General features: G+C 48.2%; 11 protein-coding genes and 2 pseudogenes. 12 read left to right on the forward strand and 1 reads right to left on the reverse strand.

Annotated elements, in window-relative coordinates:
• Nucleotides 1–40 precede the first annotated feature (40 nt).
• The 12 genes and pseudogenes from LDN12_RS01090 to LDN12_RS17930 form a co-directional block, all read left to right on the forward strand.
• Nucleotides 41–964, forward strand: a complete 924-nt coding sequence (locus LDN12_RS01090; protein ID WP_223920799.1) for a transporter — start codon at nt 41–43, stop codon at nt 962–964.
• Nucleotides 965–1328: 364 nt separating this feature from the next.
• Nucleotides 1329–1868, forward strand: a complete 540-nt coding sequence (locus LDN12_RS01095) for a hypothetical protein (protein WP_223920800.1) — start codon at nt 1329–1331, stop codon at nt 1866–1868.
• 55 nt (nt 1869–1923) lie between these two features.
• Nucleotides 1924–2556: an FMN-dependent NADH-azoreductase gene (locus LDN12_RS01100; protein ID WP_223920801.1), complete on the forward strand. Its 633-nt coding sequence runs from the start codon at nt 1924–1926 to the stop codon at nt 2554–2556.
• A 173-nt stretch (nt 2557–2729) separates the two neighbouring features.
• Nucleotides 2730–3905, forward strand: coding sequence for a methyl-accepting chemotaxis protein (locus LDN12_RS01105; protein ID WP_223920802.1), 1176 nt, complete (start codon nt 2730–2732; stop codon nt 3903–3905).
• A 117-nt stretch (nt 3906–4022) separates the two neighbouring features.
• The gene (gene mobB, locus LDN12_RS01110) at nt 4023–4535 is read left to right on the forward strand and encodes a molybdopterin-guanine dinucleotide biosynthesis protein B (protein WP_223920803.1); all 513 of its coding nucleotides are present in this window, start codon (nt 4023–4025) and stop codon (nt 4533–4535) included.
• Nucleotides 4522–5502: a GTP 3',8-cyclase MoaA gene (gene moaA, locus LDN12_RS01115; RefSeq protein WP_223920804.1), complete on the forward strand. Its 981-nt coding sequence runs from the start codon at nt 4522–4524 to the stop codon at nt 5500–5502. The genes mobB and moaA overlap by 14 nt, the downstream gene beginning before the upstream one ends.
• A 1-nt stretch (nt 5503) precedes the next feature.
• On the forward strand, nt 5504–5935 hold the full coding sequence (locus LDN12_RS01120) for an MOSC domain-containing protein (RefSeq protein WP_223920805.1): 432 nt from the start codon (nt 5504–5506) through the stop codon (nt 5933–5935).
• Nucleotides 5936–5965: 30 nt separating this feature from the next.
• Entirely contained in the window at nt 5966–6517 is a 552-nt protein-coding gene (locus tag LDN12_RS01125; protein ID WP_223920806.1) for a hypothetical protein, read from the forward strand.
• A 205-nt stretch (nt 6518–6722) separates the two neighbouring features.
• The gene (gene glp, locus LDN12_RS01130) at nt 6723–7937 is read left to right on the forward strand and encodes a gephyrin-like molybdotransferase Glp (RefSeq protein ID WP_223920808.1); all 1215 of its coding nucleotides are present in this window, start codon (nt 6723–6725) and stop codon (nt 7935–7937) included.
• Between the two features lie 83 nt (nt 7938–8020).
• Nucleotides 8021–8503: a cyclic pyranopterin monophosphate synthase MoaC gene (gene moaC, locus LDN12_RS01135; RefSeq protein WP_223920810.1), complete on the forward strand. Its 483-nt coding sequence runs from the start codon at nt 8021–8023 to the stop codon at nt 8501–8503.
• Nucleotides 8500–8979 (forward strand): annotated as a pseudogene (locus tag LDN12_RS17925) (molybdenum cofactor biosynthesis protein B); the annotation flags it as partial. The gene moaC and the pseudogene LDN12_RS17925, both read left to right, overlap by 4 nt.
• A gap of 114 nt (nt 8980–9093) precedes the next feature.
• Nucleotides 9094–9666: pseudogene (locus LDN12_RS17930) on the forward strand (molybdenum cofactor guanylyltransferase); the annotation flags it as partial.
• A 235-nt stretch (nt 9667–9901) separates the two neighbouring features.
• Here LDN12_RS17930 and LDN12_RS01150 read toward each other — a convergent pair.
• On the reverse strand, nt 9902–11488 hold the full coding sequence (locus tag LDN12_RS01150) for a TnsD family transposase (RefSeq protein ID WP_223920815.1): 1587 nt from the start codon (nt 11486–11488) through the stop codon (nt 9902–9904).
• Nucleotides 11489–11494 lie beyond the last annotated feature (6 nt).

Here is an 11494-nt window from a genome sequence, read left to right on the forward strand (position 1 = left end):
TATTTAATATGTAATAAATATTAAATTGACAGGAGATAAAATGAAAAATCTAGTTATAAATATCAGTATAGCACTAACAATATTGTTATCTAATACTGGTTTAGTTTTTGCTAGTTCACTGATGGCACAACCAATGGGCCACTACAATATCGGACCAAATGCTATCAACGGAGCTATGAACCCTCCGGGTGATTATTTTTTAATCGCACTGCCATATTATACGTTCGATAAGTCGACAAAAAATAGCGGAGACTTAACACCGGGTCCAGACTTTAATGCTGCGGTTGTAACGTTGCGATATATACATATGTTCAAACAAGGCCTGCTTGGTGGCACTACAGGCTTCAACGTCGCAGCCACTGCTGCCTATACGGCAACCAAGTTTAATGGTAGCGCACCATTAAAAGATGAATACACAATGAGCATAGGCGACCCGAGTATCGAATTCATGCAGGGGTGGATGTTTGACAAATTTGCCATCAGTACTCGCGCTGGTTTATTCGCAGGCATTGGCAATTACAGCAAAGCAAGAGCAAGCAATTATGCAAAAGATTTTTGGTCATTTGATTTCCAACTCCGCGGGACATACTGGCTTGATAAGAATAGGGATTTATCTTTATCGTTGATGGAAACCTATGAAACATCAACAAAGATGTCTAGTTACGATATAAAACCAGGTGACAATCTGACCACTGAGGCTGGTTTTGGTTACCAACTCACTCCGAATTTTAACCTAGGCGGCACTGTTTATAATGTTCAGCAGATCACAAAAGACTCTGGCAGTGATGTCGGGTGGAATAAAGATAACCTATACGGGGCTACAGGGATAGGTCCTGCTTCAAGAATTATGCTTCCCTTTATCAAACCTGGAGCATTTGTGAATATTCTTTGGTGGCATGATATTGAAGCTCGAAACCACGCAAAGGGCGATATGGTGTTCACGGAGTTCGCCATACCATTTTAGGGATGGAATATTAGTGGGCCAGATTATCAGACGCTAGTGAAAATTCAAATATCAACCAAGTCTGCAAACCCCCGCTGCTTGCGGCGGGGGAGGAGGTTGTACATGGTAAATCTGCACTCTGTCGCCTGCTGGTCTGAACACTTCAATGAACTAAGTAGATCGGTAAAGCTCTTGTATAGCCGTAGTTCCAGGAATGAAGCTATAAGCTTACGCCACTTTCGATGTTGTGGTACTCACAAAGGCAACCGTCAGCGTCGTAACTCAAAGAGCATAAAGTACATCAAAAAAACTCAATATAAAAAATCAATATTAATAATTAATTGTAACTGAATGAATATCATAACTATCAAATTCGGGGGGCTTAATGATGACAGGATTTAAAAAATTGTTTTTCATACTTTCAATTAATGTTTGGGTATCTATTATAATTTCAGTTGTAGTTAGTATATATATGGCTGTTGCTTTTGATGGTTTTGTAGATATTACAACATTTAAAATGGTTGTTCCTATGTGTACGGCAATAGGTACTGTTGTCGGATCGTTGTTTGCAACTATATTTAATGTGGGAGGATTTTGTACTGTAGTGGCACACAAGCTTGGAGCAAAGCCGGGAACCCCCGGCGAGGTCCTTATTCGTAATATGGCCGTCATTACCATCATGTTGTTGATCATGAATTTTGCCATCACGGCAATCACTCATTATTATTTTGGCGCCCCATTTAGCGGAGCGAAAGCTATGATGGGAGCGTCGGTTTTGAGGCCTCCAACCGACCTTGACTTGTTACTTAATGCATGGTTTCGACCAATTCCCTTCTTGTGGGGTCCGTGCTATGTCGTGAGCATCATTGTCGATCCGATTTGTATGTGGCTTAGCTTTAAAATGTTTGGAATATCTACAAAATAAGTACAGAGCAAACTGTTTTATTGTGTAATAATACATAATATTGATAGGGAAAAATATGGCAAAACTACTTTATGTTACATGTAATTTGAAATCTGAAGAATTATCTTGCAGCCTTACGGTTGGAAAAGAGTTTTTGAAAGAATACATCAAGCACAATCCTGAGGATGAAGTGCAATTTCTGAATCTTTATCGTGACAAGATACAACAAATTGATGCTGATGTGTTAAATGGCTTGAAAAAAATGCGATGCGGCGGAAACTTTGATTCTCTAACGCAGACTGAACAACAAAAAATTGAACAGATTTCGAATCATGCTGACCAGTTCATTTCGGCAGACAAATATGTATTTGTGACTCCAATGTATAATCTTGGGTTTCCCGCTGAGTTCAAAATGTATATAGATGCGATCTGTGTGGCCGGTAAAACTTTTGCTTATACACCAACTGGCCCTATAGGGCTTCTGAAAAATAAGGGTAAAAAGTGTTTCCATATTCATTCTTCTGGCGGTTTTCATTATGGGAAAGATGAGGACCACTCAGTACCGTATCTTAAATCATTAATGCAGTTTTTGGGGGTTGACAGCTTTGAAGCAATCGTGATCGAAGGCGTTGATGCTTATCCTGATCGTGCACAAGAATTTAAAAACTTAGCAATATCAAAAGCCTATTACGCCGCAAACAATTTTTAATAAAGTATATTATATATAAATAATAAAACGATTTATAAATCAGGATAAATAACAAATTAAAGTAGTATTTAGCAAAATTTATCAAATAACAAAACAGAATTATTTATAAGTAATGTTTAAATACTTATTTCTTGTTAATAAATTGTATTTATATCAGATGCGAGGAACTAAAATTGGATGTATTAATTAATATAAAGACAAGAAACAAAATTATGGCCTTTGCGATAATTAACTGTATCGGATTGTTACTAATTGCTACCTTGGGAGCTCTCAGTTTTTCACGTATGAACGTTATGCTGTTTGCTATTGTTGTCATACTGATAGTTATATCCATCATCACTGGCAATATGATTTCCAATTCAATGACTCGACCACTCAAAACAACCCGAGAAACACTTCAGGCCGCGGCAGGGGGAGATCTTACAGCCCGTTCTAACATCGTTGGAAAGGATGAAATTGGTATGTTGGCCTATGAGGCGAACAGTACCATTGAAAAAATGAATTGCATCATCTCTAAAGTTTCAATTAATAGCGACAGCGTGGCTTTTGAAGCCGCCAGGTTGCTTGACCTTGCCGATAAGATGACCGCCGAAGCCGTAGGGATTGCCACACAATTTGATTCGCTAGCAACAACCAGCGAGGAAATGTCTACCACTAGTGGCGATATATCTCGGAATTGCCAGACCGCAGCATTTGAGGCGCTACAGGCTAGCCAAACTGCCGAAAATGGTGTGAATGTCGTTGAAAATACCGTTCGGGTCATGAACCGCATCGCTAACCGGGTGAAGAAAACCGCAAAAACAGTACAAAGCTTAGGGAGCTGTGGCGACCAAATAGGTGAAATTATAGGTACAATTGAAGATATTGCTGATCAGACCAACCTTTTGGCTCTGAACGCCGCCATTGAAGCTGCACGTGCAGGTGAACAGGGTCGTGGGTTCGCAGTTGTAGCCGACGAGGTCAGAGCTCTTGCGGAACGAACGACTACTGCAACCCACGAGATCAGCGATATGATCAAGGCCATCCAGGGCGAGACAGCTGAGGTAGTGTTCGCCATGAATGAGGGGATTTCAGAGGTGGAGAGAGGAATGGATGAAGCTGCAAAATCTGGTGTAGCGCTTCGGGTTATCCAAGAACAGGTAAACTCAGTGAACACCCATATCAGCCAGATTGCCACGGCTGCTGAGGAACAGAGCGCCACCACGGCCGAAATTAGCAGGAACATCCAGCATATTTGCGAGGCGATGCAGCATTCCGCTCAAAGTGGTAACGAGTCCGTAGTTGCTACCAATCAACTTTCAAATCTAGCAGAAGATCTGAAGATGTATATGGGGCAATTCAAAGTGTAGCGATAAATAGCTGAATATGGCGGTGGTAGAACGTTTTCTAATGATTTAAGTGTTTTCTATTACCCCTGTTCGTGAATGCCGATATTAAATCGGCTTAAGACGGCTTAAGAGGAATCCATGACCACCCGTTCCGTTTCATTCGTCGCAAAATCGGGCACCGGCAAGACGACCCTGCTGGAGAAGGTTATTACCGAACTCAAGGGCCGGGGCTACCGGCTGGGGGTCATCAAACACGACGCCCACCGCTTCGATATCGATCATCCGGGCAAGGACAGCCACCGCCTGACCCAGGCCGGCGCCGACACCATGCTGATCTCCTCGCCGGAAAAACTGGCCGTCATCAAGAAACACGACGCCTCCCCACCCATCGAGGAGTTGATCGCCACCTATTTCGGCGACGTGGACCTGGTCCTGACCGAGGGGTTCAAGAAAAGCGGCCTCCCCAAGATCGAGGTCCATCGCCGGGAGCGAAGCGATACCCTGCTCTGCCGGGGCGAGGAACACGACCCGAGCCTTTTGGCGGTGGCCAGCGATGAACCTTTGAACCTGGACGTGCCGGTGCTGGACCTGAACAACCCTGCACAGGTGGCGGATTTCGTGGAGGAGCGGATCATCCGTGCAACTGACTGACTCCCTGGGGAGAACCATAAACTACCTGCGCCTGTCGGTGACCGACCGCTGCAACATGCGCTGCTCCTACTGCATGCCCGCAGAGGGTGTTGCCGACCAGGGGCACGACGCGGTCCTACGCTACGAGGAGTTGCTGTTGATCGCCGAGGCCGCCGTGGGCCTGGGGATCGAGAAGATCCGCATCACCGGCGGCGAGCCGCTGGTTCGGGCCGGCATCGTGGACTTCCTCTCCCGCCTCTCCAGGATCGACGGCCTCCGCCACCTGGCCCTCACCACCAACGGCCTCCTGCTGGAGCGAATGGCCGCCGACCTGCACGCGGCGGGGGTGCAACGCCTGAACGTCAGCCTCGACTCCCTTAACCGGGAGACCTTCGGCGCCATCACCCGGGGCGGCGATCTGGATGCGGTGCTGCGGGGACTGGATGCGGCCGAACGAGCCGGTTTCCCGCCCCCCAAGATCAACATGGTCGTCATGGCCGGGGTCAACGACGGAGAGATCCTCGACTTTGCCGAACTGACCCGGAACCGCGGCAATTCGGTGCGTTTCATCGAATACATGCCGGTGATCAAAGATGAGGGGTGGCAACGCTACTCCATTCCCGGCGAGGAGATCCTCCGGCGCATCGCGGCGCGCTACCCGCTGGAGCACGTATGCAAGGGCGCCTATGCCGGCCCGTCCCGGGACTTCCGAATCCCCGGCGCCCGCGGCACCATCGGCATCATCACCGCCGTGTCGGACCATTTCTGCGAGGAGTGCAACCGTATCCGGGTGACCTCCACCGGCCAGGCCAAGGGATGCCTGTTCTCTGACGACAAGACTGACCTGCTCCATTGTCTGCGTCCTTTGGATAGCCTGAAACTGAAAAATACCATTAGGGACATCGTCAAGGCTAAACCTGTGCGGCATAATATCTCCTTTATCGGGCACGGGTACGAGAATTTTATGATGGCACAGATTGGAGGATAGAATGGCGGAGGTCGTCGCTATCTGCATCAGTGAAAAAAAGGGTGAGCGCAAAACGCCGGTGCCTGAGGTCCAAGTCCAGGAAAATCATGGAATCATGGGGGACGCCCATGCCGGCGACTGGCACCGCCAGATAAGCATGTTGGCCGAGGAGAGCATTGACAAGATGCGGGCGCTAGGACTGGATGTGAGCGCGGGTGATTTCGCTGAAAATATCACTACCAGGGGCATTGAGCTGGTTGTGCTCCCCGTGGGGAGCCGTCTCCAGGTGGGTGAAACCTTACTGGAGGTTACCCAGATTGGTAAGGATTGCCATACTCATTGCAACATTTACAACCAGGCTGGAGACTGCATTATGCCCAGGGAGGGTATCTTCGCCAAGGTCCTTATTGGCGGGACTATTCGCCCTGTTGATCAGGTGAGGTGTATTGATTAATAACACAATCCATATTCAGATAATTTTGCTATGCAGCCTATTAAAGAGCATAACTTCAGGCCATATTTCCCGATATTTTATTACCAGACGGCAGCACCTGGCTATCTAACGGGGAATTTCGATTCAAGCCAAAGGGCATTGATCATGGAATTTCATACTTACGTAGAATATAGCAAACCTACACAGGAAATGCTGAGGGATGTACAAGAAATTTGCGAGGTAAATAGCATCAGCGATAGCCGATATAGGTGCATCATCGGCAAACTGGATGAAATGATCGAACTTCTCAGTAACCAACCAGGACGTAATTTGACAACTGAGTTTGATTTTTTGTTGGGAAATATAGTGAACCATGTTTCTTCCGAGAATGTTTGCATGGATATGGTTGGCTTTCCCAGAACCATGGAACATTGTGCCCATCATCGATTCATCTTCAGCAGCACCGCTGAACTTCACCACCGCTCCATTGTTGGCCACGAAGTTTTGGTCGCTGATTTAGCTCATATTCGCTTGCTCTGGCTCGTACATATAAAAATGTATGACCGGACCTTCGAAGAATATATAAGTCAGCCAATAGTTTAAAGTTGAGATGGTTACTGTCAGTCTGAACTTACGGAAGTTAGCCTATTCTGACAAAAATGAAAATTAAACGACAATTTGGTTGCAGAGTTTTCAAGTTAATTATATTGGGACAGCTTTGTAGCTTTGCGAGGCCTGAATATTGGTATCAGCGGGTTAGCATGGCCGATATGTGTATCAGATTACAAGCATGATCAGGAGAAATTGGATGGTTTCATTCGATGAGGCAATAAACATCATTTTATCCTCTGTGTCTCCTGTTGGTACAGAGCGAGTACATTTATTGGACGCCACTGGACGTGTAATTGCTGAGGACATGATAGCACCACGGGACATGCCATTGTGGGATAACTCAGCGATGGACGGTTATGCGGTCAAATTCGCTGATTGCGACATTGTACCCCGAATGTTGCGGGTAAACGCATTTTTGCCTGCCGGCACCAATGCTGGTGGCGTGTGTGTGGAGCAAGGATGCGCCATCAGGATCATGACAGGCGCGCCGATCCCCGATGGGTGTGATGCGATAGTACCACTGGAGGAAACTGATAAAAACGACCACGAGATCGCCCTGCGGGAGCCGGTTGTAAAGGGGCAGCATATCCGATTTAAGGGTGAGGATGTCCACGCAGGTATTGCTTTTATTCAAGCTGGCTCGATCATCCGACCTCCTGAAATAAATATGCTGGCTTCTTTTGGGATTGCCCTGGTGCCTGTCTATAGACGACCCTCCGTAGCAATTCTCTCTACGGGTGACGAGTTAGTGGAGTTGGGCACCACTCCAGGGGTGGGCGAAATTGTTAATAGCAATACCCTATCCTTGGCCGCAGCGGTGCGGGAAACTGGTGCGGTACCGTTGGTCATTGGCATTGCAAGGGATGTGCGTGAAAGCCATTTGGAGAAACTTCTGGAAGGGCTGAAAGCCGATGTTTTGATTACTTCAGCTGGAGTGTCTGCTGGTGACCGAGATCTCGTTCGTGATGTCCTTGCAGAACTTGGATCGCGGCAGCTTTTTTGGAAAGTGGGCGTCAAACCCGGCGGACCGACGGCCTTTGCCTTACATGGCTCAACCCCAGTTTTTTCTCTGCCCGGCAACCCGGTCTCCACAATGATTACATTTGAGGAATTCGTGCGGCCGGCTTTACTCAAGATGCAGGGCTATCGTAGGGTGTTGCGTCCGCTCTTCAAGGCCATCTTGCGAGAAGAGTTGCACAAAAAACCAGGCAAGGTCCAGATCGCACGTATCCGTCTTGAACGGGAAGACGGCCGCTGGTACGCAACGTCGGCCGGGAATCAGCAAACCGCAATCCTTAGGACCATGGTGGATGCCGAAGCCCTTGCCGTTCTTTCACTCGAGAAGACATATTTTGCCATTGGTGATGAGATTGACGCACACTTTTATGGGAATCATATAGATCAAATGTGATTCAAATCCCATCTCACATTCTCACATAAGGAGCTATGGCAGCCTATGTGTAATCCTTATATTAAGGAAAATTTATAACTAATATGGAATTCAACCACTTCGATATTCGGGGTAATGCCGTCATGGTGGATGTCAGCGCCAAGCAGGCGACTATGCGGACCGCCACGGCAGCGGCGGAGGTGCGCATGTCGGGGGAACTGCTGACCGCCATCCGGACCGGTGCCGTGATCAAGGGCGATGTGCTGGGGGTCGCGCGGCTGGCCGGTATCATGGCGACAAAAAAAACGCCGGAGTTGATCCCACTTTCCCACCCGCTGGCCCTCCATTCCGTGGCGGTGGATTTCGAACAGGACCAGGCCGGCGGAAGGATCGAGGTCATGTGTACCGTGCGCGCCTTCGAACGCACCGGGGTCGAGATGGAGGCTATGACTGGCGCGGCCGTGGCGGCCCTGACCATCTACGACATGTGCAAGGGGAGCGACAAATCCGTCACCGTCGACAACATCCGGCTCTTATACAAGGTAGGCGGCAAAAGTGGAGCATACCGCCGGGATGAGGAACGTTGAGAGCGGCCATTCTGACCTTGAGCGACAAAGGGTCGCGGGGCGAGCGGGTTGACGAAAGCGCCCCGGCGCTGGCCTCCTGGCTGGCGGAGAAAGGGGTGAGCACGGTGGAGGCCCAGGTGATCTCCGACGATTTCGAGCAGATCGTGGCCGTGCTGGGCGCCTGGGCAGACGGGGGCAAGGTAGACCTGATTCTGACCACCGGCGGCACCGGGGTCTCGCCCCGGGACGTGACCCCCGAGGCGACCATGAAGGTCGTGGAGCGCCTGATCCCCGGCATCGGCGAGCTGATGCGCCTGAGGAGCCTGGAGAAGACCCCCATGGCGTCCCTTTCCAGGGCGGTTGCGGGGGTTCGCGGCCAGACGCTCATCATCAACCTACCGGGCAGCCCCAAAGGGGCCCTAGAGAACCTGGAGGCATTCTGGTCGGTCATCGGCCATGCCGTGGAGAAGATCTGCGGCGACCAGAGCGATTGCGGAGGGCGTTTTTCATGCAAATTGCCCGGCATACGGGCAAATGAGCTAGGTGAAATAGTTGGTTGTGTGCAAGGTGGCACTGGGAAGTTATATGATAGCATTACTGGAGTGATTTTGGCCGGTGGAGCCTCCAGTCGCATGGGGACAAATAAGGCTCTACTGAAGGTTTGTGGGTTATCCCTGATAGAAATTATTTATCTAACCATGGCCCAGATTTTTAAGGACGTGATACTGGTTACTAATACTCCAGAAGTTTACTCATTTCTACCCTGCCATAAAGTTAATGATATTCATAATGGTTTCGGCCCTCTTTCTGGATTGCATGCGAGCCTGACAGCTAGTTCTAATGCATGGTTATTCGTTACGGCTTGCGATGTACCTTTCATTAATCCAGATGTGATACGATTGCTCTGTTCTGATATGGGTGAATATGACGCTATAGTGCCGATTAGTTCAGATGGCAAAGAACCCATATATGCCCTTTATAATCGACGTTGCCTTTTGGCTGTAGAACAGGCCATTAAACAGAACGACCGAAAACTGCTGAACTTATTGGACCGTATTCGGACTAGATTTGTTACTTTTGATAAACTAGACTCAATATCTAATGTAGAGTTGTCATTTTATAACGTGAATACCCCAAGTGATTATACTTCTCTTGTATCAAAAATAATGTATAAACATGTTTAAAATTATAAATATATTAAAACAATATTTGTAAATAATGTTGTTAAACATACTTATAGAAACAAATAAGTATAAATACAAAATAATATTAGAAAATATGATATTTGGCTATCAAAAATATTGTGAACGATTTTTCTATTATTATTTTGTATATTTGCTATTTAAGAAGCAGGTCCTAAGTCAATCACTGTTAGTTTTGTTTGAATGACAGGAGACGGGGCATGTTGACATTTTCTAATCAAGCAAGAAAAGATCTATCATCAACATCCGCGCCTAGTTCCTGGATTGTAGCGAGAATAAAATCCCGGTGACGGTGCAACACTTTGAGCTCGAAATCCGCTACCCTTCGTAGCCTGTTCGCCGATATCGGTGTGCCTGTCCGTCTCATCTCCGTAATCGCCCAACGCAGCCGCCTTTTATGGAAACTGTCTCTGTCTTCAAGGTTCTTGGTCAGGACCTTGGTGACCTCCGGGAAACGCGAGGAGTCCGCCCGAAATTTTTCGAAAATTCGGCATGAACGAAGAGCTGAAGTCGGAGTGATATAAACAGGTTTTTCGATCTTGTTATATTCCTGCGTAAAAAGTTCTTCGAGTTCGCAAGCCTTCGTCGAGTCCAAGGCGGCCCAACCCATACTGCGCCCGCGCGGGGCATCTACGGCCATCGCTCGGTGAAGCTGTAATTGGAAGAAGTCTTTATCATACCGAATCAGAAAGTCGTAAGCCCCTGGTGCATATTTCTGAAAATCACTACGGGATAACCCGGGTGTTTCCTTTATCAATTTCGTCAGCGTCCCGCGATGCTTGCTGAGGAGGCCGGCTGCATTTACAACCTTTCTTGGGGCGATCTGCTTCGCGCCTGCTTTCTCTGATCCCTCGGCCTCAAAATGGCTGACCGAATCGAAATAAGCGCCAATGAGGAGCAGGTAAAGCAGCGTAGGCCGATGTCCGCGATCTCCATAAAAAAATTTTCGTATCCAGGGAGCCGGCTGGCCGCTCGTTAGCACATTGACGTTCAGCAACCTCAGGGTATTGTCCCCAAAGAAATCCATTATTTTTACTGCAACAGCGCGATAATCGACTGTGCCATGCCGATTGCTTGCCTGCGATGCGGACTTATGCCCGATCGCAGCCGATGAATTGCCGAACCTCGTGCCGGAAGAAGTAAGAAGGTAAGCGCTCTGTTCTGCCAACCATAAGAGCGAAGGAGATGGAGGGCTTTCCACCAAAGCGGCTGGGAGAGGCTCTATGCCTGACTCGCAATTGCATTCTCCCGCGAGAGTGAGAGTCTTGTTACGGAGCGGATACTCCCCGCACAGTTTACATCCATGGTAAAGAGGCTGTCTATGCTTCCAACAGATATAAACGCCAGGAAGTTGGTGTTCGCGACGAAAATACTGAAACCCCTCCGCTTTGATCCCTTCCTCGATACAAGAAGGGCAATAGCGGGGTGCAGTCGCGATGTTGGCAGGATATTTCGCTAGCCCCATGCCAAGACCTATTGGCTGGGTCACGTCAGTCGAAGCTATTTTCGTTTCGAGCTCCGTACGTATCGGCGCAGGCATAAAATACGAGAGGTAGGGGAACAGGCTGTAATGTCTGACGACATTGAGTGAATCACTATAAGGATGGTTCTTGTGAACTTTCGCTGCCATGGTAGGGAGGTACGCAGGCAGTGCCGCTATGAGGCGCGACTTCAGTTTCTGCCCCGTCAGTTCCCGAACTATCGCATCGGCGGGAAAGCCTGACGTCGCCTTGCAGCGCGTAAAGAGGGAGAAAATGGTTTCTCCTTCCGCAGGTAGTGGAAAGGATGGGAAATGACGAGTCATTGTGGG

Source organism: Geobacter sp. AOG2 (assembly GCF_019972295.1).
In the GTDB taxonomy this organism is placed as follows: domain Bacteria; phylum Desulfobacterota; class Desulfuromonadia; order Geobacterales; family Pseudopelobacteraceae; genus Oryzomonas.